Here is a 23195-nt window from a genome sequence, read left to right as displayed (position 1 = left end):
ATCCAGGGGTGAGCATCGACATGACAGGCAAAGACGACAGGGGCAAACCGCCTTTCGATGACAATGATGACTGGATTGATCGCGATGATGACGCGGCATCCGGCCCGCTCATCGATCGCGATGACGACGAGATTTTCGGCGCCGACCCGCCCCGGAGTGAACCCGGGTTTCCTGAGGAGCGCGACTACCCGCCTGTGCCGGAATGGGACGATGATGGCAGCGATCCCGGCTCCATGCCCGATTGGGATGCACCCTCGGCAGATAACGACGACCTGAACCGCGTGGCAGCGCGAGAACTGAATGACCTCGGGGATGATCCCTATGCGGCGCCGACCGAGGAGCCGCTTCCCCCGATGAGCGCCGGCCCCGCCACCGGGTCCGTCCCTTCGTCCCTGGAAAGCCACGATTTCCTGGATTCCGACTACGACGACGACTTCGGCGATGCGGATCATCAACATCCCGATGATGCCCACGTCGCACCCCCTGTGAGGGACGACTCCCTGCCGCGGAGAGCGCTTTCCGACGATGCGGATGACGCTGCGCCCCGCTTCGGTGACAGTCGGGAAGACTGGCGCGATGACAGCAGCATGGACTCGGGGGATGATTCCTGGAGTGACGAATCCGTCCCGCCAGCCGCCACGGCGAGAGACAGCGGCCCCGCCTACAGCGCGGGCGATGACGCGCTGCGCGAGATGTCGACAGCCGCAGCGCCGGAAGAAACCGGCGCAAAACGCTGGCCGATCGCCATGCTGGCAATCGCGGCCGTTGCCGTGATTCTACTCGCGGTGGGTGGCTATGGCGTCCTCAGTGAGCGCTCGGCGCTGGAGGGCGAGATACGTCAGCTTCAGGCACAGCTGGCCACCGCCGTGAGCCCGGAGGAGGTCCGCGCCAGCCGTGATGCGCAACAGGCCATCGAGCAGGAAAAAATCGCCCTGGAAGCCGAGGTGAGCGCACTGCAGTCGGAAAATGCCGACCTGCGAACAGCAATGCGCCAGATGGAAGCCAGTCTTGAAGAGCAGGCGAAAGAGACGGAGACCGCGATCGCTGCGGCTGAGGAAGCCGCCCGTACCGCCGCCTCACGCAGCAGCGCTGCAGCCGGCACGTCAGCCGCCGCGGGAGACTGGTTCGTGAACTTTGGATCCTATGCGCGGATTGCGGATGCACGCCGCTGGGCCGGCCGCCTCGAGGTCGACAGCGGCAATGTGGTGGTGCAGGATGCGATTTCACAGGGTCGAACCATACACCGCGTCCGCGTTGTCGGACTCGCCGACAAGTCGACGGCGGATCGCGTCGCAAGCCAGCTTGAGGCGGCGCACAAATTGCCGAAACTCTGGGTCGGTCGGAACTGACGGCCAGCGGCGGCGGACGGCACGACATAATAGGAGACAGCAGGAGAGCCCAATGAGAATTCTGAGGTGTGCAGTTCTGGTAGCGGCCATGGGCGCCGCAGCGTCCCACGCAGATTGCGAGGCGCCGGATGAGCCAAACATACCCGACGGCGCGAACGCCAGCATGCAGGACATGCTCGACGGACAGGAATCGGTAAAGACGTTCCAGGCCGCCAACATGGACTACCTGAGATGCCTCGAGGCGGCGTTTACAGAAGCGGAAAAGACCGCAAAGAACGCTGAGGAGAAGACCGAAGCCGCCCGGGCAATGGTCGCCTACTCGAAAGCGGTGGAAGCCTATAACGCCGCGGTATCGAAGGAAGAGAGCGTCGCCGGCGAGTTCAACACCCAGATTCGTGAATACCAGGCCAGGAGCGCCGACAAGTAGACCGGGCTCTCACGCCTGTGACGAAGACGTCGCGACCACATGACCCGCCGCGATCAGGTCGGCAATACCGTCGGCCATTCGCGCTTGCAGCTGCGCCAACGGCAAGGCTTTCCCCCTCAGGGTGAAAGACCGCGCGCAGAGATGCCGGCTCCCCGAGGTCTACCGCTGCAAAGGTCTGCCCCCGCGTTCGCCAAAGCCCGCTATCCGTCGCAATCAGCAACCCGCCATCGGCCGTTTCCGCGAAATCGTGGACATCCAGGGCATCCGCTGCCCTGTGCTCTATCGCGTGAAAACGGTTGTCCTGCCGGTAAAGCGGACCGCGGGTTGTACCGATCCACAGCCGCCCGACGGAATCGAGGTACAGCGCCTGAATATTCAGCGTGGGGATGGCGGGATTGTCCGCCGGCTCGAAAATCTCGAACCGCTTGCCGTCAAACCGGCTCAGGCCGGCCTGGGTGCCGGTCCACAGGTAGCCTTCCGGACCCTGGGCGATCGCCTGAACGGTAACCTGGGGCAGGCCATCCTGCAGCGTCCAGATCGTGCTCTCGAACTGGTGCAGGCGAAGATCGGGGGACAGGGCCTGGGCGGGCGCAACCAGGGAAAGGACCGCGAGCAGGTGCAGGAGCGATGCCAGGCAAGCCTGCGCCGCTAGGGAGGACACGGCGCCGGGAATGGATCGCTCACCGCTCATGCCCGGCAGTCCACCCTGTGCCGGCGCGGGCTCAGGGCAGGGCACCGACGATAACCGCCGACATGAGCGCGATCGTCGCATAGGCCAGCAGGACCATCAGGCCGTCGTGGGCGACCAGTGCCAGGCCGAAGGCGCAGAGCGCAAAGCCGGCAACAGACGAGGAAAAAGGCACCAGTTCCATCAGAGGCATCAAGGCGGCAACGACCAGGCAGACCAGAGCGATCAACCCCTGTGATGGCCCCCTGACCAGATAAAGCAGCCGCGGCTGCAGATAGCGGTCAATGAAGGCGCAGGGTGTCTGCAGCCAGTCGAGGACCCGCAGCAGCTTTTCCCGCTCCAGCGCGCGCGCAAGCAGCCACGCAGGTAGCCAGAAGTGCTGCCGTCCTACCAGCATCTGCACTGACACCAGCAGCACAATGAAGGCCATCGTTGAGGGAAAGAGAGGAATCCCGCTCAGGGGCGAGACCAGCAGGGTACCCGTCAGCATCAGCAGCGGCGCGAATGAGCGGGTCCCGACTGCCTCGAGTATATCGCCCAGCGTGACCCGGGTATGCTCACCGTGCACCGCCATCGCAATCTGCTCCAGCAGCTCTTCGAGATCCCTGGCGACGTGCTCACCCATGGCGACGGGCTATGACGGCAGTCAACCGGGAAGACATCCTGTCTACTCAACCGTCACCGACTTCGCCAGGTTGCGCGGCTTGTCGACATCCGTGCCTTTCTGCAGGGCAACATGATAGGCCAGCAGCTGCAGCGCCACCGTGTAGATAATCGGGTTCAGGGCCTCGGGCGCATGGGGCATCGACAGCACATGCACCCCGGGCTCATCGGTAAAACCGGCGTTGCGATCGGCAAACACATACAGCTCGCCACCGCGGGAGCGGACTTCCTCCAGGTTGGACTTGAGTTTGTCCAGCAGCTCATCCGTGGGCGCGACAGCGACCACGGGCATGTCGGCATCCACCAGCGCCAGCGGCCCGTGCTTGAGCTCTCCCGCGGGATAGGCCTCGGCATGGATATAGGAGATTTCCTTGAGCTTCAGCGCTCCTTCCATGGCGATGGGGTATTCAATGCCTCGGCCGAGGAACAGCGCATGGTGCTTCTGTATGAAGGCCTCCGCGACCTTCTCAATCTGCGAATCGAGCGCCAGCGTTGCCGTCACCAGGTCCGGAAGACTGTGCAGCTGCTGCAGGAGATCCTGCTGCTTTTCAGGTGTCATTCCGCGACGCCGTCCCAGCACCACCGTCAGCATGAGGAAAGCGACCAGCTGGGTCGTGAACGCCTTGGTTGAGGCAACACCGATTTCCGGACCGGCGCGGGTCAGAAAGGCCAGATCGCTTTCTCGCACCAGTGAGCTGTTATCGACGTTCGCGATCACCAGGCTGGCGATAAACTCCCCCGGCGCGGCGTGGCGCAGGGCCGCGAGCGTATCGGCGGTTTCGCCGCTCTGGGATACAGTCACGAGCAGGGTATCGGGGTGCTGCACGCGCTTGCGATAGCGAAACTCCGACGCCACTTCCACCTGGCAGGGAATACCGGCGAGCTCCTCTAGCCAGTAGCGTGCCACCATGCCGGCATGGTAGCTGGTGCCACAGGCAACAATCTGGACGGCGCGGGTGCGATCGAAGATTTCCATAGCTTCAGCGCCAAAGGCCGACTCATCCAGCTCACCGGCGCCGTCGCGGGTAAACGTGGCGGCAAGCGCCCGGGGCTGCTCGTAGATCTCCTTGAGCATGAAGTGCTCGTAATCGCCCAGCTCGGCCGCCTCAATGCCGGTGGAGATGCGCTTTACCGGGCGCTCCACTGGAACGCGTTCAGCATCCCAGACCTGGAGCTGCCCCGCAGACAGCAGCACACTGTCACCCTCTTCAAGATAGATGAAGCGGTCGGTGACCTGGCGCAACGCGAGGGTATCGGATGCGAGAAAGTTCTCACCGATACCCACGCCGATGACCAGCGGGCTGCCGATGCGGGCCGCAACCACCTGTTCCGGGTGTGCGGTATCCACCGCGGCCAGCGCGAAGGCGCCGGTGAGTCTCGGAATCACCGCGTGCAAAGCATCGATCAGCGATAGCCCCCCCTGAAGCTCGCGATGCATCAGGTGCACCACGACCTCCGTGTCTGTGGCGGAGACAAATTCGAAACCCTCACTTTTGAGCTCCTCGCGCAGTGCCGCGTGATTCTCGATAATGCCGTTATGCACCAGCGCGATGCGCTGTCCCGACAGGTGGGGATGCGCATTCACCGCGGAGGGCGGCCCGTGGGTGGCCCAGCGCGTATGGGCGACGCCGACGCAGCCGAGAATGGGATTCATAGCCTGTGCGTCTTCAAGGCGCGCGACTTTGCCCTGGTGCTTGTGCAATTGCAGGCGCTGCTCGTTATCGATCAGCGCCATACCGGCGGAGTCGTAGCCGCGGTATTCCAGCCGCCGCAGTCCCTCAAGGAGGATTTCCGAGACTTCCCGCCGCGCACAGGCAGCTACAATGCCACACATGGTCTAACTCTCCGATTTGTCGTTGCGAGGCGCGTTGCGCGCCTCGCCGTCACTGCCGGGTCGGCGCCAGCCGCTGATATTGCGCTGCCTGCCGCGCGCAACAGCCAGTTCCTCGACACCGATATCGCGGGTGACCGTGGAACCGGCGGCGACAAAACCACCCTCGGCAACGGTGAGCGGGGCTACGAGCGTGGCATTGGAGCCCACGAAGGCGCCATCACCAATGGTCGTCTGGTGCTTGTTGACGCCATCGTAATTGCAGGTGATGGTTCCGGCACCGATGTTTACACCCTCGCCGAGGACAGAGTCACCGAGGTAGCTAAGGTGGTTGACCTTGCTGCCGTTGCCGACATGCGTTTTTTTCGTCTCGACAAAATTGCCGACACGGGCGTCATTGCCCAGTCGTGTCCCCGGGCGCAGGCGGGCGAAGGGGCCGACGCTACAGCGCTCGCCGACTTCCGCCTGCTCCAGATGACTCATGGCATGGACAACACTGCCCGCGCCGATCACGCAGTCGCGCAGGACGCAGTTTGCGCCGATACTGGCACCGTCACCGATCTGCACATCGCCCTCGAACACCGCATTGACGTCGATGAAAACGTCGCTGCCACAGCGCAGATCGCCGCGGATATCAATCCGTGCCGGATCCGCAAGACCGACACCGGCCAGCATGAGTGCCCCGGCCCGGCGGCGCTGCAGCTCTCTTTCAAGCGCCGCGAGCTGTGCGCGATCATTGACGCCGAGAATGTCCATTTCGTTGGCTGCCAGCACGCTGCCGATCTGGCGACCGGCGGCCAGCGCCAGTGGCAGCACGTCGGGCAGGTAATACTCTCCCTGGCTGTTGGCATTCCCCACCTGCGGCAGGAAAGCCTTGAGGTCGGCGGCGGACATGGCCAGAACACCGGTATTCACCTCGGCAATCGCCTGCTGCGCCTCGCTGGCATCCTTGTGTTCCACAACACCGAGCAGATGATCCGCGGCATCGCGAAGAATACGGCCGTAGCCGGCGGGATCCGCCAGTTTTGCCGTCAGCAGGGCAGGGCCGCTGGCAACCAGGGTTCGCAAGGTGTCTGCCGTCAGCAGCGGCACGTCACCGTACAGGACGAGCACGTCGCTGCCATCATCCACTGCGGGAAGCGCCTGCAGAACGGCATGCCCGGTCCCGAGCTGCTTGGCCTGCTGCACCCACTGGATATCGTCCGCGTGAAGTGCGGACTGCACCTCGTCGCCTCCATGGCCGACAACAACATGCAGTGCCTTTGGCTGCAGTGCGCGCGCAGTTGCCAGCACGTGTGCGAGCAGCGGCTGGCCGGCGAGGCTGTGCAACACTTTCGGCTTTCGGGAGCGCATCCGCGTGCCCCGGCCGGCGGCGAGTACGATAATCTCAAGCGACATGCGTCGGCCCTTCACCAGATTTGAACTGAAACAACGGAAACAGCGTGCATCTTAGCGTCAGTGCCGGGCATTACAACGACGGAATGACCGGGTCTGTGACCCGATACACAGGTGGCGGGCAGTCGTCGGACACAAAAAAGCCGGGAACCTGTCCCGGCTTTTCCGATGTTGCGTACTGCGAAGCGCCGCCGCAGTGATAACACTGCGCGCGGGACGCGCTCAGCCGCGACCCGCGCGATTGCGCATCTTGCGCAGGGTTGCCAGCTGTGCCGCTGCCTCGGCGAGCTGCGCAGAAGCGCGACCGTAATCGAAGTCACCGGTCTGGTTGGCCAGCGCATGTTCCGCCTCGCGGCGCGCACTTTCAGCAGCGGCTTCATCGACATCATCGGCGCGCAGCGCGGTGTCTGCCAGAATGGACACCACGCCCGGCTGCACTTCCAGGAAGCCACCGGAGACGTAATACACGGCTTCCTCGCCCTTCTGCGTGACGATCCGCACCGGACCGGGGCGCAGCGCCGTCAGCAGTGGTGCGTGCCCGTAGGTGATGCCAAGTTCGCCCATGTCCCCCGTGGCGACCAGCGTTTCCACGAGCCCGGAGTAAATGGATTCCTCAGCGCTGACAATGTCGCAATGGATCGTCATAGCCATGTTGTCGTCCCGTTCTCAGGTAAGAAGCCGAATGAAGGTTCGATAAAACGCCGCTTACAGTTTTTTCGCCTTTTCAACGGCTTCTTCGATGCCGCCGACCATGTAGAAGGCCTGCTCCGGCAGGTGATCGTATTCCCCCGCGAGAATGCCCTTGAAGCCGGTAATCGTGTCCTTCAGCGACACATATTTGCCCGGCGCCCCGGTAAAGATCTCCGCGACGTGGAAGGGCTGGGACAGGAAGCGCTCGATCTTCCGTGCTCGGGCGACCGTCTGCTTGTCTTCTTCCGAGAGCTCGTCCATGCCGAGAATGGCGATGATGTCCTTCAGCTCCTTGTAACGCTGCAGCACCGTCTGCACACCGCGGGCGGTATCGTAGTGATCATTGCCGATCAGCAGCGGATCGAGCTGGCGCGAGGTGGAGTCCAGCGGATCGACCGCCGGATAGATACCCTTGGCGGCAATATCCCGCGCCAGAACCACCGTGGAGTCGAGGTGGGCGAAAGTTGTTGCCGGCGATGGGTCCGTCAGGTCGTCCGCCGGAACGTATACCGCCTGGATTGACGTGATCGAGCCGACTTTGGTGGAGGTAATACGCTCCTGCAGAACACCCATTTCCTCGGCCAGTGTCGGCTGATAGCCCACCGCAGAGGGCATGCGACCGAGCAGTGCCGACACCTCGGTTCCCGCGAGGGTATAACGATAAATGTTGTCGATAAACAGCAGGACGTCACGACCCTCGTCGCGGAACTTCTCGGCCATGGTCAGGCCGGTCAGGGCCACGCGCAGGCGGTTGCCGGGCGGCTCGTTCATCTGGCCATAGACCATGGCCACTTTCGAATTACTGAAGTTCTCGACGTCGACAACCTTGGACTCCTGCATTTCGTAGTAGAAGTCGTTGCCCTCCCGGGTGCGCTCACCAACGCCGGCGAACACGGACAGGCCGGAGTGCTCGGTCGCGATATTGTTGATCAGCTCCATCATGTTCACGGTCTTGCCCACACCGGCGCCGCCGAACAGGCCCACCTTGCCGCCCTTGGCAAACGGGCACACCAGGTCGATCACCTTGATTCCCGTTTCGAGCAGTTCGTTGGATGCAGCCAGGTCCTCGTAGGCGGGGGCATCGCGATGGATGGACGCGCGCTCGTTTTCACCGATGGGGCCACACTCGTCAATCGGGTTACCAAGCACATCCATGATGCGGCCCAGCGTCTCGATCCCCACCGGCACAGAAATGGGTGCCCCGGTGTTGGTGACCGCGAGGCCACGGCTGATGCCCTCGGAGGAGCCCATGGCAATCGTGCGCACAACGCCGTCACCAAGCTGCTGCTGCACTTCCAGGGTCAGTTCCTTGTCACTGACCACCAGCGCGTCATAGATCCGCGGGACGTTTTCGCGTGGAAATTCCACGTCGATTACCGCGCCGATAATTTGTACGACTCGTCCGCTACTCATGTCCGGATCCTCTGTTGCTGTTGCGTTCGTTCTGGTCGCGGCGCCGATTCCCGGCACCGCCCATTGTCTGTGTCGTTATCCGGGCGTCAGCTGATTGCCGCTGCGCCGCTAACGATTTCCGACAGTTCCTGCGTAATCGACGCCTGCCGTGCCTTGTTATAGACAAGCTGCAGATCATCAATCAGGTCGCCGGCATTGTCGGTCGCGTTCTTCATCGCGAGCATGCGGGCCGCCTGCTCACAGGCGCCATTCTCCACCACAGCCTGGTACACCTGTGATTCGATATAGCGGGTAAGCAGCCGCTCCAGCAGCTCTTTGGCATCGGGCTCGTAGATATAATCCCAGTGGTGTGCCATGTCGTCGCTTTCTTCCGCTTCCAGCGGCAATAACTGCTCGACGACAGGATTCTGCGTCATGGTGTTGACGAACTCATTGCCCACCAGGAACAAGCGGTCGATGCGGCCATCCTCGTACGCATCCAGCATGGTCTTGATGGCGCCGATCAGGTCCGACAGGCTAGGCGCCTCGCCGATGTCCCGCACCGCAGCAACGACGTTGCCGCCGTAGGCGTTGAAGAACGCGGAGGCCTTGGCACCAATCAGCGACAGGTCGATTTCCGCACCGGCATCCGCCCACTCCTTCATCGACCGGATGGTAGCCTTGAACAGGTTGACGTTGAGACCGCCACACAGACCGCGGTCCGTCGCGATCACGATGAAGCCGACCCGCCGTGCCGCTCGCTCCTGCATGTAGACATGCCGGTACTCCGGCGCCGAATTGGCGATGTGGCCAACAACGGAGCGCATGCGCCGCGCGTAGGGCTTGCCGACCTGCATACGCTCCTGCGCCTTGCGCATCTTGCTTGCGGCGACCATTTCCATCGCACTGGTGATCTTCTGCGTGCTCTTGATGCTCGAGATCTTGGTGCGAATTTCCTTGCCAACTGCCATCAGTCTCTCCGGTGCTTACCAGGTTTGCGTGGCCTTGAATTTCTCGATCGCTGCCTTGAACGTGGCAGCGACGTTATCGCCGTAGTTGCCGGACTCCGCCAGCTCCTTCATCAGGTCACCGTGCTCCGCGTGCATGTAGGACAGCAGGGCGCTTTCGAAATCGCCTATCTTGTTGACCTCGACGTCGTTGAGGAAGCCTTCATTGGCGGCATAAAGCATGATGCCCATTTCGGACACGCTCTGCGGCGCATACTGCCCCTGTTTCATGAGCTCGGTCACGCGCTCACCGTGGTCCAGCTGGGCCTTGGTGGCGTCATCGAGGTCCGATGCAAACTGGGAGAAGGCCGCCAGTTCCCGATACTGGGCGAGGGCAGTACGTACGCCCCCGGCAAGCTTCTTGATGATCTTGGTCTGCGCAGCACCACCAACCCGGGAGACCGAGATGCCGGCGTTCATTGCGGGACGGATGCCGGCGTTGAACATGTCCGCCTCAAGGAAGATCTGGCCATCGGTAATGGAGATCACGTTGGTCGGTACGAAGGCAGACACGTCGCCGGCCTGGGTCTCGATCACCGGCAGGGCGGTCAGCGATCCTGTCTTGCCCTTGACTTCGCCATTGGTGAACTTCTCGACGTAATCCGGATTCACCCGGGCGGCACGCTCGAGCAGACGCGAGTGCAGGTAGAATACGTCACCGGGATAGGCTTCGCGGCCCGGCGGACGGCGCAGCAGCAGCGAGATCTGACGGTAGGCCCAGGCCTGCTTGGTCAGGTCATCGTAAATGATGAGGGCATCTTCACCACGGTCGCGGTAGTACTCACCCATGGTGCAGCCGGCAAACGGCGCCAGATACTGCATGGCCGCGGGGTCTGAGGCGGTTGCAGCAACCACGATGGTGTGGTCCATGGCACCGTGCTCTTCCAGTTTGCGCACGACCGCGGCGACGGAGGACGCCTTCTGGCCCACCGCCACATAGATACACTTGATGCCGGTATTCTTCTGGTTGATGATGGCGTCGACCGCGATGGCGGTCTTGCCGATCTGGCGGTCACCGATGATCAGTTCGCGCTGTCCGCGGCCGATCGGCACCATGGCGTCAATGGCCTTGAGGCCGATCTGCACCGGCTGGTCAACCGACTGACGAGCAATAACGCCGGGCGCCACCTTTTCCAGCGCATCGGTCATTTTCGCGTTGATCGGGCCCTTGCCATCTATCGGTGTTCCGAGGGCATCGACGACGCGACCCTGCAGCTCAGGTCCAACAGGGACTTCAAGGATACGGCCGGTACAGCGGCAGGACTGGCCTTCGGCAATACCCTTGTAGTCACCGAGGACCACGGCGCCGACGGAGTCACGCTCGAGGTTGAGCGCCATCCCGTAGGTACCGCCATCAAACTCGATCATTTCACCGTACATGACCTCATTCAGGCCGTGTATGCGGATAATACCGTCGGTGACCGAGACAACGGTGCCCTCATTCTTGGCTTCACTGCCGACCTCCAGCTGGTCAATACGCTGGCGGATGATGTCACTGATTTCCGAAGGGTTCAGTTGCTGCATGCTCTGTTCCTCAAATTCTAGTTTGTCAGTGCTTCGGCAAGCTTGTTCAGCCTGCCGCGCACGGAGCCATCGATAACGGTATCGCCGGCCCTGATAAGGAGCCCACCGAGCAGGCTGCTGTCTGTTTCACTGCTGAGCCGTACCTCGCGCTCGAGTCGCTTGCCAAGGACATCGGACAAACGGTCACGCGCTTCCTGCGAGAGCTCATAGGCTGAAATGACGTGCACGTCGATGGATTTCTCTCGCGCTGCTCGCAGCTCGGCAAACTGCGCACTGATCTCGGGCAATAGCGTCAGGCGACGATTGGCTGCCAGTACGCGAACGAAATTGGCCATCGGTGCCGATATCGCCTCGCCGCACAGCTCGATGAACAGCTCTGCCTGCTTTTCGGTCGTCAGCGCCGGCCGCGAGAGTACCTCGCGCACCCGCGCTTCCGCTGCGATAGCGGCGGCGGTCGCAAGCTCCTCCAGCCAGGCATCCAGTGCCGAATGGCCATCGGCGTATTCAAACGCGGCCCGGGCGTAGGGACGTGCCAGCGTGCTTAATTCAGCCATGGAACCCTCTCAATTACAGCTCGGCGACAAGCTTGTCCACCAGCTCACTGTGTGCCTGCTGGTCTATGGAAGCACCCAGGATCTTCTCCGCACCCGCCAGCGACAGGGCACCGACCTGGCCACGCAGCTTCTCGCGTGCCCGATTGACCTCCTGCTCGATTTCAGCCTGCGCAGAAGCCTTGACACGATCGGCTTCAACGACGGCAGTCTGCTTCGCCTCGTCGACGATCTGACTGGCGCGCTTGTTTGCGGACTCGACGATAGACGCCGCTTCCTGCTTGGCTTCCTTCAGGCGTTCGACCGACTTTTCCTTGGCCAGCTCCAGATCGTGCTCGGCTTTCTCTGCGGCTGCCAGACCATCGGCAATCTTGCGCTCGCGCTCCTGCATGGCGCCCATGATCGGTGGCCACACATACTTCATGCAGAACACGACAAAGGCGACAAAGGCCAGCATTTGCCCGATCAGCGTAAGGTTAATATTCACACCTTGCTCCTCACGAATCCTGGGGGTGGACAAGCCACCCCGTTGAAATGGTTACCGCTGTTGTTCAGCCGGCAACCACGAAGATCAGGTACATCGCGATACCGACACCGATAATCGGGATAGCGTCCACGAGGCCGGCGCCAAGGAAGAACGTGGTTTGCAGCTTGGGTGCCAGCTCCGGCTGACGCGCAGAGCCTTCGATCAGCTTTCCGCCGAGCAGTCCAACACCGATAGCGGCGCCAAGACCACCGAGACCCATCATTATTGCGGCAGCAACGTAAATCAGTTCCATCATTTTCTCCTAGGGGTTGATTACCTGACAGTGGGGTAATTAATGATCTTCATGAGCCATGCTGAGATACACGATCGTCAGCACCATGAAGATGAAAGCTTGCAGTGTAATAATCAGAACGTGGAATATTGCCCAGCCGATCTGCATGAGCGCAGCGGGCAGCAACCACATGATACCGGCGCTGAACAACGCTGCAATCAGAATGAAGATCATCTCACCGGCATACATGTTGCCAAACAGCCGCAGCCCGAGCGAGAACGGCTTGGCCAGAAGACCCACAACCTCCATGAACAGGTTGATGGGAATGAACACCGGGTGGTTGAACGGTGTCAGCGTCAGTTCCTTGAGAAAACCCACGCCCTTGATCGTGATTGAGTAGTAGAGCATCAGAATGAAGACACCCAGCGCCATGCCCATGGTGATATTCGGATCGGTGGAGGGCACGATTTTCTGGTATTCAACGCCAAGCAGCATGAGGGTATGCGGGATAAGATCGACCGGCACCAGGTCCATGAGGTTCATGAAGAACACCCAGACAAAGATAGTCAGCGCCAGTGGGGCAATCATGCTGTTGCGCGCGTGAAAGCTGTCCTTGACGGTGTTGTCGACGAAACCGACGATCATTTCAACGGCGTTCACCACGCCGGAGGGCACGCCCGAGCTCGCCTTTCTGGCCACGGAACGGAACAGCAGGCAGAAGACGACGCCAAGGCCGATTGACCAGATCATGGAGTCGACGTGAATCGCGGAGAACCCCATGGCCGCCGCTTCGTCACCGCCGTGGGCCATGACCCATGCACCGCCGTCTGCTACCACAGAGCCATCATAACGCTCGTACCCGCCGGGCAACTTGCCATAGGTCAGGTTGGTGAGGTGGTGGACAATGTATTCTGAAACCGTCTGGTTTTCGCCTGCCATGAAACTCACTCTCTGCGCTTTGTATTTCCTGCTACCCAGGTCTGTGCGGGACCCCGCCCCGCAGCCTACTCAGTAGCCCGCTCTCAGCAACCGTGCTGATCCCACCGTCTGCAGCGTCCACATGATGCCGAACCCGGCGAACACTGCCGGCGCACTGACCGGCCTTAGCAGCGCAAACACCAGGGCAAACCCCGCTGCGCTCAACAAAAACTTGCCGGCGTGTGCCGCGTAAGCACCCCGCGCAGCCCGCAGCAGGGATCGACGCTGCCGGAAACCGAACACCAGCACGGCAAACCACGCCTGGGGCAGGATACTGACCGCTGCCCCGGCAGCAAACGACACGGCACTGGTACGGTCGAACAACCAGGCGACGACGGCGAAAGAAGGGAGGAGGACAGCCAGCTGCGTCAGTGTAATGTTGTGCACTGGCGGCGGCCTTAACCGGACTCTGTTCCCATTGTCACCGGCACTTTTCTGCTTGCCGTCAGCCACGCGAGTGTGTCCTCGTTTCGGCGCGCGCATTATAGGGATAAAGTGGACTACGTTCAACTTTATCCCGGACAGCAGCGGAAGTTCACCGCGTGCTGAGGCGTGAGGGTACTACATATGGAAACCCCGGCAGGATAACGGCATAGATATGGTATGCAGCTGCGCAGGATTTGTTTACTTGATATGCGCCAGTATACCGTCGAGTTCATCCAGGCTGCTGTAGTTAAGAACCAGCCGACCCTTGCCGCCCGCACCGTGCTGAATGCTGACCCGGGCACCCAGTTTATCCGACAGCTCGTCCTGCAGCTGCCGGATGTTCGGATCTATCGTCGGCGCTGCCTTGTCATCGCCCTGCGGGCTGGCCAGCCATTGCCGCACCAGTGCTTCCGTCTGTCGCACGGAGAGCCCGCGTCCCACAACCGTCCGCGCGGCATGCGACTGGGTCTCGCCCTCAAGCGCCAGCAGGCAGCGCGCATGGCCCATATCGAGGTCCCCATGCTCAAGCAGTCGGCGCACATCCGGCTGCAGAGCCATCAGGCGCAGAAGGTTGGCAACCGTGGAACGGGACTTGCCAACCGCTTCCGCCACCTGTTGCTGAGTCAGTTCGAATTCTGTCTGCAGCCGCTGAAGTGCTGCGGCTTCCTCGATCGGATTCAGGTCCTCCCGCTGGATATTCTCGATCAGCGCCATTGCGATGGCCGCATCATCGCCGACATCCCTGACCATTGCCGGAATCGCATCCAGACCTGCCAGCTGGGCGGCACGCCAGCGACGCTCACCGGCAATGATCTCGTAGCGCTTGTCGGATATCGGTCGAATCACAATGGGCTGCATCAGCCCCTGCGCACGTATGCTGTCGGCCAGCTCCTGCAGGCTTTCCGGCTCGATGTCGCGTCGCGGTTGATACTTGCCACGCTGTATAAGATCCACCGGTACCGATTTCAGCTGCCCGTCCACCGCAGTCTCGTCCACAAGCGGCTCGTCGGTACGCACGGATGCCGTGTTGGCAGATGCCAACAAGGCGTCCAGACCACGTCCCAGGCCGCGTTTTCGACTGCTCATGGCATCGCCTCGTCTGTTGCTACCCCGGTAGCCGCCGCAACCCGCTGCTCCTCACGCCGGATGATCTCGCCCGCCAGGGCCATGTAGGCGCGGGAGCCGCGCGAGTAACGGTCGTAATACATGGCGGGCAAGCCGTGGCTGGGGGCCTCGGCGAGGCGGACATTGCGCGGAATTACCGTGCGATAGACCTTGTCGCCAAAATAGCCATGAAGCTGGGACGACACATCGTTGGTCAGGCTGTTGCGCGGGTCGTACATGGTGCGCAGTATACCTTCGACCTGCAGTGAGGTGTTGACGCTGTCCGCCACCCGGCGAATCGTGTCCATGAGAGCAGACAGGCCTTCGAGGGCGTAGTACTCGCACTGCATGGCGATGATCACGCCGTCTGCAGCCACCAGTCCATTCAGCGTCAGCATGTTCAGTGATGGCGGACAGTCAATGAGAATGTAATCGAAATCCTGGGCGGCGGTCGCAAGACTGGCCCGCAGTCGTCGTTCGCGACCCTCCACCTGCATCAGCTCCACCTCGGCAGCGGTCAGATCCCCGTTGGCAGGCAGTACGTGGAAGCCCGACTCACCGGCCGGCTGCGCTACCTCGCTGACCGGGGTGCGATGAACCAGAACATCGTAAATACTCTGCTCAACCGCATATTTGTCGACACCGCTGCCCATGGTCGCATTGCCCTGGGGATCGAGATCCACCAGCAGCACCCGCTGTTTCATCGCTGCCAGCGACGCCGCGAGATTGACACAGGTCGTCGTCTTGCCGACGCCGCCCTTCTGGTTCGCTATCGCTATGATGCGTGGCAACTGTCTATCCCCGAGTTTTCATGTGGTCGCTGCCACGTCGGCCGGCATCTCGCTTGCCCGGCGGGTAAATTGTCACGAGACTTCTCGGCTCATCCAATCCCGGTACATGCAGTGGTTCGCAATGCGCCGGCATCCCGGACTGCTGGAGGCCATGGGTCTCATCCTCGCCGGCTGCCCCCCTCATGGCATACAGGTGGGCACCGTCTAGCATGAGGTGATCGCACAGAGTAACCATGTCAGGGAGGGATGCAAAGGCACGCGACAGAACCCCGTCAAACGGCTGCGCTGGACGATAGTTTTCAATGCGGGAATCGACGATCTCGACGTTGGCCAGCGACAGTGCCAGGCGCACCTGAAAGAGAAAGCGGGTTTTCTTGCCATTGCTGTCGAGCAGCACGAACTGCCGCTGGGGCTCGAGAATGGAAAGGGGGATACCCGGAAGCCCCGCGCCCGTGCCGATATCCAGAAATCGGCTGCCCCGAAGATGAGGCAGCACCGACAGACTGTCGAGGAGGTGGCGTACCAGCATGTCGCTGCGCTCGCGAATCGCCGTCAGGTTATAGGCACGGTTCCACTTTTCCAGAAGATCCAGATAATCTAGGAGCGTATCGAGTGCGCCGGGCGGTGTCGACACCCCAAGCTGCCGGCATCCGTCCCTCAGGATCCCGACTTCTTCGCCACGACTCACGTCAGGCGCTTTTACGCGTGTCGGATGCGCCCCTGGCAGCGTCACCACCCGCCTTTTTCAGGTGCACCAGCAGGAGTGACACGGCAGCCGGCGTGACACCGGGCAGACGCCCGGCGTGGCCGAGGGTCTCCGGTCGTGCCGCGGCCAGCTTGAGACGGACTTCGTGGGAGAGTCCTTCCACGATATCGTAATCCAGCGTATCCGGCAGGCGGAGGGACTCGAATCGCACCATGCGCTCTATTTCAGCCTGCTGCCGCTCGATATAACCGGCGTATTTGGCCTGGATAGCGACCTGCTCTGCCACCTGCGGGTCAGCGCTTGCTCCTTCGAACAGGGGCGCTATGTCCGCGTACTCGATTTCCGGTCGCTTCAACAGATCAGCCAGAGAATATTCGCGCGACAGGTCGCTGCCGAGACGCGCTCTCAATTGCTGGGCCTGTGGGCTACCCGCCTGCACATAGTGCTGGCGCAGCCGCGCCTGTTCCCGCTCGATCCCCTCGCGTTTTTCCTCGAAGGTCTGCCAGCGGGCATCAGTCACAAGCCCCAGGCGCCGCCCATGGTCAGTAAGCCGCAGGTCGGCATTGTCCTCACGTAACAGCAGGCGGTACTCGGCCCGGGAGGTGAACATGCGATAGGGTTCAAGGGTGCCCATACTGATGAGATCATCCACCAGCACCCCGATGTAGGCCTCGTCGCGTCGTGGACACCAGGGTTGCTCGCCGCGTGATGCCAGCGCTGCGTTGATGCCGGCGAGCAGACCCTGCGCCGCCGCCTCCTCGTAACCGGTAGTGCCATTGATCTGGCCGGCAAAGTAGAGCCCCCGCACCGCCCGGGTCTCGAGGGAGTGTCGCAGATCGCGCGGATCGAAAAAATCGTACTCGATCGCATATCCCGGTCGAGTAATAACCGCGGACTCCAACCCGGCAATGGAGCGCACCAGAGCCACCTGGATGTCGAAAGGCAGGCTGGTGGAAATGCCGTTTGGATACAGTTCGTTGGTGGTAAGGCCCTCGGGTTCCAGAAAAATCTGGTGGGAAGTCTTGTCGGCGAAGCGGTGTATCTTGTCTTCGATACTCGGGCAGTACCGCGGCCCCACACCCTCGATAACGCCGGAGTACATGGGCGACCGGTCAAGTCCAGTGCGAATGATGTCGTGAGTCTGCTCGTTGGTATGGGCGATCCAGCAACAGCGTTGCTCGGGATGCATGCCGGTGTTACCGAGGAAGGACATCACCGGCTCAGGCTGGTCACCCCATTGCTCCTGAAGCCGCTGGAAATCCACCGATCGCGCGTCAATGCGCGGCGGCGTGCCGGTTTTCAATCGGGCGACGCGGAATGGCAGAGCGCGAAGTCGCTGAGCGAGCGCGTTGGCGGGCGCGTCGCCAGCTCGGCCACCGGCCGAGGTTTCCAGACCGATGTGAATCTTGCCACCGAGGAATGTCCCGGTAGTGAGAATGACGCGATCCGCCAGGAAATCGACCCCCATCTGCGTGCGTGCACCGATGACACGGTCACCGCTGATCATCAGGTCATCGACAGACTGCTGGAAAATGTGCAGATTTTCCTGACGTTCCAGCGTCTCCCGAATGGCGCTGCGGTAGAGCACGCGATCGGCCTGGGCGCGAGTCGCGCGGACTGCAGGTCCCTTGCGCGCATTGAGGACGCGGAACTGTATTCCGGCGCGGTCGGTGGCCAGTCCCATCGCTCCACCAAGAGCGTCAATTTCGCGGACCAGATGGCTTTTGCCAATACCACCAATCGCCGGGTTGCAGGACATCTGCCCCAGGGTGTCAATGCTGTGAGTGAGCAGGAGCGTGCTACAACCCATACGGGCCGCGGCCAGGGCCGCTTCCGTACCGGCGTGCCCGCCGCCAATCACAATGACATCGAATGTTTCCGGAAACTGCATGCACCCAACCCGTATTTACATTTTCCCCGTACCGGGGGCGACGCAGTATACGCCCGCAGTGAACAGTCAGCAAAGCGCTGCGTGGCGAAATTTTAACCAGTCACAGGTTTAAAAGATTTATAGATTAGAAATATAGTTTAAAAGATATATAAAGGATTACTACTGTTACTGATGGTCAAGCGACTGTCTGTTGAAAACCCCGACTATGTTATATAAAACAATGATTTACGCCAATAATATCCCTGTTCAGCAAGAGGCCCCGACTCCGGTATTGACGGTGCACGCCGTGTTGATGGATCTCGGGGCAAGCACGCGTTGCAACGGTATATCCATGATTGTCCACAGGGGCACACCGGATACCCAGTGGTTTTACCCGACTTCTCCAGTGCAGATTTCTATGGTCCCGCAGACGTTTTTTTAAACGCCTGCAGGATTGATACACGCGTTGATGGAGCCAGCTGCCTCACTTGCCAATACAGAAACTGCTGAAAATCTCCCCCAGCAACTGATCGCTGGTCACCCTGCCAGTGATGTCTCCGAGCTGATCCTGGCAGCAGCGCAGGTCCTCTGCCACCAGCTCTCCTGCACCGGCGTCGCGCAGCTGGGCAATGGCGGAAACCAGATAGCGTCGCGCTCTGGCGAGGGATTCCAGGTGCCGGCGACGTGCACTGAAAGGGGTTTCCACGACACTGGCATCGAGTCCCGCGACGTCACGTAGATGCTGTCGAAGCGTCTCTACACCGAATCCTGATCGTGCGCACAAGGTGATTTCAGCGCCTGTTTCCGTAGCAACGATTCCCGATGGACGGCCGCTCAGATCGCACTTGTTGCGGATCAGGGTAAGGCCAGTACCGTCGGGGAGTGGCACGATGCCGGGAGGCCAGAGCATGGCCTGGTCAACGGTGTCGGGAAGATGACTGTCGTCCACAACCAGTAATACCCGATCGGCCTCCTGGATTTCCGCCAGAGCCCGTCGAATTCCCTCCTTTTCAACGGCATCCGCGCTGTCCCGCAGGCCCGCGGTATCCACGATATGCAGTGGCAGGCCATCGATGTCGATATTCTCATGCAGGAGGTCGCGCGTAGTTCCGGCCACGTCCGTCACGATGGCCGTATCGCGGCCCGCCAGGGCGTTGAGCAAGCTGGATTTACCGGCATTGGGCGCACCCGCAATCACCAGCTTCATGCCCTCACGGATACGACTGCCCTGCCGGGCGGCAGTCATCACTGCGTCCAGCTGCGTCAGCAGATCCTCGAGCCGGGCGCCGACGTCACCCTCAGCAAGGAAATCGACTTCCTCCTCCGGGAAGTCCATGGCGGCTTCCACGTAGACGCGCAGACCGATGACTGCCTCTACCAGGGCATCGATCCGCGCAGAAAACACGCCGGTAAGGGAACGGCTGGCATTGCGCGCAGCGGCGGCGGTGGTGCTGTTGATCAGATCGGCGATCGCCTCGGCCTGTGTCAGGTCGATCTTGTCATTCAGGAAAGCCCTGCGGGAAAATTCACCCGGCAGCGCAGTGCGGGCGCCGGCGTGACAGGCCGCCTGTACCACCAGGTCAAGCAGTATGGGCCCCCCGTGACAGTGCAGCTCAACCACATCCTCACCGGTGAAGGAGTGCGGCCCCGGGAAGCGCAGCGCCAGCCCGTCGTCCAGCAGCTCGCCGTTGGCATCGTGCACGGTGACGCGGGTCGCGTGGCGCGGTTTCAGCGCTGTGCCCTGGGTAAGCCTGGCGGTGATCGTGTCGGATTGCGGACCGGAAAGACGGACAATACCCACACCGCCCCGTCCCGGTGCGGTGGCGATCGCGACTATCGTGTCGTCGGGCAATCCTGTGAGCGTCATTCCATGCCTTGCCGATAGAGACCGAGCCCGAAGGCCCGGCTCAGGCGGGTTTCTGGGCCGCGTTCTCTATCTGTCGGGTGATATACCACTGCTGCGCCATCGACAGCAGGTTGTTGACCACCCAGTAAAGGACAAGCCCCGCCGGGAACCAGAGGAAGAAGAAGGTAAACACAACGGGCAGCCACTGCATGATCTTGGCCTGCATTGGGTCCGGTGGTGGCGGGTTGAGTTTCTGCATGAACCACATGCTGGCACCCATCATCAGAGGCAGCACGAAGTAGGGGTCCATGACCGACAGGTCGTCAATCCAGAGCACGAAGGGAGCGTGGCGTAACTCGACACTTTCCATCAATACCCAGTAAAGGGCGATGAACACTGGCATCTGCACGAGAATCGGCAGACAGCCACCGAGAGGATTGATCTTCTCCTTGCGATAAAGCTCCATCATGGCCTGCGACTGTTTCTGCTTGTCGTCGCCGTACTGTTCCCGGATATCCTGCATTTTCGGCTGCACGCGACGCATGTTCGCCATTGAGCGATAGCTGGTGGCGGACAGCTTGTAAAATGCCGCCTTGATAACCACCGTAAGGAGAATAATGGAAAGTCCCCAGTTCACGACAATGTTCTGTATTTGCGTCAACAGCCAGAACAGCGGCTGCGCAATCCACCACAGCCAGCCATAGTCGACGCTCAGCTCCAGGTAGGGCGAGATTTCCTCGAGTCGATACTGGTTCTTGGGGCCGGCATAGAACTGGGCCGCGGTGGAGCCGGTGCTACCGGGATCGACCACCAGGGCCGGGCTGGTAAAGCCAGCAATGTTGAAGCCGTCGGCGGTCACCCGGGTGCTGTAGCTGTGGGTCTGCTGCGGATTGGGAATCCAGGCGCTGAGAAAATAGTGCTGGATCATGGCCATCCAGCCACCCGTGAGCTGGCGCTTGAACGGTTCCTCCGCCATGTCATCAAAAGAGAACTTGGTAAAGCGATCATCCGGTTGAGTCGTCGCGGCGCCCAGGAATGGCTGCATTCCCATGCCGGCATCGCTACTGGGTGCCGGCGAACTGTCGCGCTTGATCTGTCCGAACAGGTTGGCCTGCCAGCGCTGGTCGGTATTGTTTTCGACCAGATATTTGACGTCCACGACATACAGATCCCGGCGAAGGGTGTAGCGCTTGGTAACGCGGATGCCGTTGTTGCCTTGCCACTGCAGATCGACAGTGAGTGTGTCTTCGCCGGGCGCCAGTTCATAGCGTCGCGAATCGCTGGTAAAGCGCGCCCGCTGCTGTGAATCGATACCGTCTTTGCCGATGAGACCACTCTGGGCGACGTAGGTGCGTCGACTGTTTCGCTCCAGCAGAACAAACGGGGTGTCCGGGTCATCAATTTCTGCCAGGTGCTTGGGCAGGGCAACTTCCACAATGTCGCCGCCGTTCAGATCAATCGCGAGCTGCAGTGTTCCCGTAAAGACCTGGATAATGTCGTCGTTCGTTTCACTCGTGTTGCGCTCCTCGACCGATTCGCCGGTGTTGTCGGGCGCCGGGGGCAGATCCTGGGGCAGGTCGTTGACCGTGCTCTGTGCTGTAGCGGTGTCGGTGATGGCCGCGGATCTGGCTGAGCCAGGCTCGCTGACAGAGGGAGTGTCCCGCGTCTGTGTGTCGCCATTGGCGGTCAGGCGCTCCGCGCCCTGCTCGAGGACGCTCCTCCTTTCGTCCTTGAATGCGACCCACTCCGTGAGCAACATGAAAGACAGAAGAACGATGGCACCAATCAGAAGCGTGCGTTGTATATCCATAGAAGCGTCAACAATTATCCGGGCAGGGTGGAACGGGATCGACACCGCCTTCGTGCCACGGATGGCATTTCAGCAGGCGGCGCAACGCGAGCCAGGAGCCACGCAGACTGCCATGCGTGGCAATGGCTTCACAGGCATAGGTAGAACAGGTTGGGTAGAAGCGGCAGTGGTGACCGACGAAAGGGCTGACACACCACTTGTATAGCTTGATGATGAAGATCAGCACCTGCTTCATGACGGGGTGTCTGCCTGCACGGCGGCCTTACTGCACAGGCGTTGAAGCTGGCGCGGCAAATCCCTGGTGTAGACGTCATTGCTGGTTTTCGCGGCACCCGGTCGGGTCAGGAAAATAATGTCCAGCCCCGGCTCACTGTCGGGCAGATGGCGAAAGGCCTCGCGAGCGCCGCGCTTGATGCGGTTGCGCTGCGTGGCGTGGCGCACGTGTTTTTTTGCCACGGCAAGCCCCAGTCGGTGATGACCGCAGTTATTGGATCGCGCGAGGAGCAGAAATTCGTTTTGTCCTGCCCGCAGAGAGGCACCGCTGAATACCACACGGTAATCGCTCGCACTGAGCAGTCGCTTGTGCCTGCCAAAATGATTTGACATCGGACACGGCAGAGAGGAGCGGATACCCGCTCGCTACCGTTACCCGGGCGTCAGGCCGAGAGGCGCTTGCGGCCCTTGGCGCGACGGCGGTTGATCAGGGCGCGTCCTCCCCGAGTGGCCATTCGCGCGCGAAAGCCGTGTGTGCGCTTGCGCTTGAGGACGCTGGGCTGGAAGGTTCTTTTCATGACGGAATCTCGTGGTTGCGTAAAGGCCGCGTCGGTGTACAGGGTCGCTTGGCGACCGACCCAGCGGACGGTAAAAAAGGAGGTGCATTCTAGAGAAAGCCTCCGGGCAATTCAATGACTTGCAGGCTTTTCTTTGTCGCTGGCTGCCTGCCAGGCTGCTGGCAAAGCCGTTCGCGTTAGCTTCACGTTGTTTTCAGGTCAGTTGAGCGAGTAATGTTCGGGCGTCGCGGTGTATTACCGATGCCCTGACCCCGCCCTCCCGTCGGCGGTGTTGCCGAGTAGTGGTGGCTGACACACGTCACTGGCATCGCCCCCCGAACATGCCGCGGCGCGCCGACGGGAGGCCCTGTGAACACGTGACCTGTGGCCATCGACAAACAGTTTCCCCCAAAGAAATTAACAGGTTATCCACAGAAAACCGTGTGCTCACGCGGAATTGGGTTATTTCTCAGAAATGGGCGATAAAACCGGTAAGTAACTGAAATTAATAAGAAATAAAAATAAAAAATATTGAGTAAATGTGTGGATAAGTCAGTTTGCGGCGGTTATGATGACGTTTTTCGGGGAGAGCCCGCCGGGTTCGTCAACAGAGCCGATC

The 23195-nt window shown here is 61.1% G+C and carries 24 protein-coding genes; 2 read left to right on the top strand and 22 right to left on the bottom strand.

Annotation, left to right across the window (positions count from 1 at the left end):
* The first annotated feature begins 20 nt into the window (after positions 1-20).
* Together EV688_RS15100 and EV688_RS15095 are read left to right on the top strand one after the other, a co-directional pair.
* Positions 21-1349, top strand: coding sequence for an SPOR domain-containing protein (locus EV688_RS15100; RefSeq protein ID WP_131917695.1), 1329 nt, complete (start codon positions 21-23; stop codon positions 1347-1349).
* Between the two features lie 52 nt (positions 1350-1401).
* Complete coding sequence (locus tag EV688_RS15095; protein ID WP_117319270.1) at positions 1402-1776, top strand: hypothetical protein; 375 nt, start codon at positions 1402-1404, stop codon at positions 1774-1776.
* Here EV688_RS15095 and EV688_RS15090 read toward each other — a convergent pair.
* From EV688_RS15090 to rpmH, 22 genes are all read right to left on the bottom strand, one after another.
* Complete coding sequence (locus EV688_RS15090; RefSeq protein ID WP_162883982.1) at positions 1730-2467, bottom strand: ligand-binding sensor domain-containing protein; 738 nt, start codon at positions 2465-2467, stop codon at positions 1730-1732. The two genes, EV688_RS15095 and EV688_RS15090, sit on opposite strands and share 47 nt — an antisense overlap.
* A 31-nt stretch (positions 2468-2498) precedes the next feature.
* Complete coding sequence (locus EV688_RS15085) at positions 2499-3089, bottom strand: exopolysaccharide biosynthesis protein (RefSeq protein WP_117319272.1); 591 nt, start codon at positions 3087-3089, stop codon at positions 2499-2501.
* A gap of 42 nt (positions 3090-3131) precedes the next feature.
* On the bottom strand, positions 3132-4961 hold the full coding sequence (gene glmS, locus EV688_RS15080; RefSeq protein ID WP_117319273.1) for a glutamine--fructose-6-phosphate transaminase (isomerizing): 1830 nt from the start codon (positions 4959-4961) through the stop codon (positions 3132-3134).
* Positions 4962-4964: 3 nt separating this feature from the next.
* The gene (glmU, locus tag EV688_RS15075; RefSeq protein ID WP_117319274.1) at positions 4965-6356 is read right to left on the bottom strand and encodes a bifunctional UDP-N-acetylglucosamine diphosphorylase/glucosamine-1-phosphate N-acetyltransferase GlmU; all 1392 of its coding nucleotides are present in this window, start codon (positions 6354-6356) and stop codon (positions 4965-4967) included.
* A 219-nt stretch (positions 6357-6575) separates the two neighbouring features.
* The gene (locus EV688_RS15070) at positions 6576-7004 is read right to left on the bottom strand and encodes a F0F1 ATP synthase subunit epsilon (protein ID WP_117319275.1); all 429 of its coding nucleotides are present in this window, start codon (positions 7002-7004) and stop codon (positions 6576-6578) included.
* Positions 7005-7058: 54 nt separating this feature from the next.
* Positions 7059-8456, bottom strand: coding sequence for a F0F1 ATP synthase subunit beta (gene atpD / locus EV688_RS15065; RefSeq protein ID WP_117319276.1), 1398 nt, complete (start codon positions 8454-8456; stop codon positions 7059-7061).
* 86 nt (positions 8457-8542) lie between these two features.
* Entirely contained in the window at positions 8543-9406 is an 864-nt protein-coding gene (gene atpG / locus EV688_RS15060) for a F0F1 ATP synthase subunit gamma (RefSeq protein ID WP_117319277.1), read from the bottom strand.
* 15 nt (positions 9407-9421) lie between these two features.
* Entirely contained in the window at positions 9422-10966 is a 1545-nt protein-coding gene (atpA, locus tag EV688_RS15055; RefSeq protein WP_117319278.1) for a F0F1 ATP synthase subunit alpha, read from the bottom strand.
* A 17-nt stretch (positions 10967-10983) separates the two neighbouring features.
* Positions 10984-11520, bottom strand: a complete 537-nt coding sequence (locus EV688_RS15050) for a F0F1 ATP synthase subunit delta (protein ID WP_117319279.1) — start codon at positions 11518-11520, stop codon at positions 10984-10986.
* A gap of 13 nt (positions 11521-11533) precedes the next feature.
* Positions 11534-12004 (bottom strand): F0F1 ATP synthase subunit B, encoded by a 471-nt coding sequence (locus EV688_RS15045; protein ID WP_117319280.1) that lies wholly within the window; start codon positions 12002-12004, stop codon positions 11534-11536.
* A 64-nt stretch (positions 12005-12068) separates the two neighbouring features.
* Positions 12069-12296: a F0F1 ATP synthase subunit C gene (atpE, locus tag EV688_RS15040; protein ID WP_117319281.1), complete on the bottom strand. Its 228-nt coding sequence runs from the start codon at positions 12294-12296 to the stop codon at positions 12069-12071.
* A gap of 39 nt (positions 12297-12335) precedes the next feature.
* Positions 12336-13214 (bottom strand): F0F1 ATP synthase subunit A, encoded by an 879-nt coding sequence (gene atpB / locus EV688_RS15035; RefSeq protein WP_117319282.1) that lies wholly within the window; start codon positions 13212-13214, stop codon positions 12336-12338.
* Between the two features lie 69 nt (positions 13215-13283).
* Positions 13284-13640, bottom strand: coding sequence for an ATP synthase subunit I (locus tag EV688_RS15030; RefSeq protein ID WP_162883983.1), 357 nt, complete (start codon positions 13638-13640; stop codon positions 13284-13286).
* Between the two features lie 237 nt (positions 13641-13877).
* Entirely contained in the window at positions 13878-14765 is an 888-nt protein-coding gene (locus tag EV688_RS15025) for a ParB/RepB/Spo0J family partition protein (RefSeq protein WP_117319284.1), read from the bottom strand.
* The gene (locus tag EV688_RS15020; RefSeq protein WP_117319285.1) at positions 14762-15574 is read right to left on the bottom strand and encodes a ParA family protein; all 813 of its coding nucleotides are present in this window, start codon (positions 15572-15574) and stop codon (positions 14762-14764) included. The genes EV688_RS15025 and EV688_RS15020 overlap by 4 nt, the downstream gene beginning before the upstream one ends.
* Before the next feature lie 4 nt (positions 15575-15578).
* Positions 15579-16208, bottom strand: coding sequence for a 16S rRNA (guanine(527)-N(7))-methyltransferase RsmG (rsmG, locus tag EV688_RS15015; protein WP_240624436.1), 630 nt, complete (start codon positions 16206-16208; stop codon positions 15579-15581).
* Positions 16209-16263: 55 nt separating this feature from the next.
* Positions 16264-18171 (bottom strand): tRNA uridine-5-carboxymethylaminomethyl(34) synthesis enzyme MnmG, encoded by a 1908-nt coding sequence (gene mnmG / locus EV688_RS15010; RefSeq protein WP_117319287.1) that lies wholly within the window; start codon positions 18169-18171, stop codon positions 16264-16266.
* Between the two features lie 463 nt (positions 18172-18634).
* A complete protein-coding gene (gene mnmE / locus EV688_RS15005) occupies positions 18635-20017 on the bottom strand; it encodes a tRNA uridine-5-carboxymethylaminomethyl(34) synthesis GTPase MnmE (RefSeq protein ID WP_117319289.1) in 1383 nt (460 codons plus the stop codon).
* 40 nt (positions 20018-20057) lie between these two features.
* Positions 20058-21806, bottom strand: a complete 1749-nt coding sequence (gene yidC / locus EV688_RS15000) for a membrane protein insertase YidC (RefSeq protein ID WP_117319290.1) — start codon at positions 21804-21806, stop codon at positions 20058-20060.
* A gap of 7 nt (positions 21807-21813) precedes the next feature.
* The gene (gene yidD / locus EV688_RS14995; RefSeq protein WP_117319291.1) at positions 21814-22041 is read right to left on the bottom strand and encodes a membrane protein insertion efficiency factor YidD; all 228 of its coding nucleotides are present in this window, start codon (positions 22039-22041) and stop codon (positions 21814-21816) included.
* The gene (gene rnpA / locus EV688_RS14990) at positions 22038-22412 is read right to left on the bottom strand and encodes a ribonuclease P protein component (protein ID WP_117319292.1); all 375 of its coding nucleotides are present in this window, start codon (positions 22410-22412) and stop codon (positions 22038-22040) included. Before rnpA ends, yidD begins: the two co-directional genes overlap by 4 nt.
* A 50-nt stretch (positions 22413-22462) precedes the next feature.
* A complete protein-coding gene (gene rpmH / locus EV688_RS14985; RefSeq protein WP_117319293.1) occupies positions 22463-22597 on the bottom strand; it encodes a 50S ribosomal protein L34 in 135 nt (44 codons plus the stop codon).
* Positions 22598-23195 lie beyond the last annotated feature (598 nt).

Source organism: Chromatocurvus halotolerans, from assembly GCF_004340525.1.
In the GTDB taxonomy this organism is placed as follows: Bacteria; Pseudomonadota; Gammaproteobacteria; order Pseudomonadales; family Halieaceae; genus Chromatocurvus; species Chromatocurvus halotolerans.
This window is presented reverse-complemented; position numbering and strand designations above follow the sequence as displayed.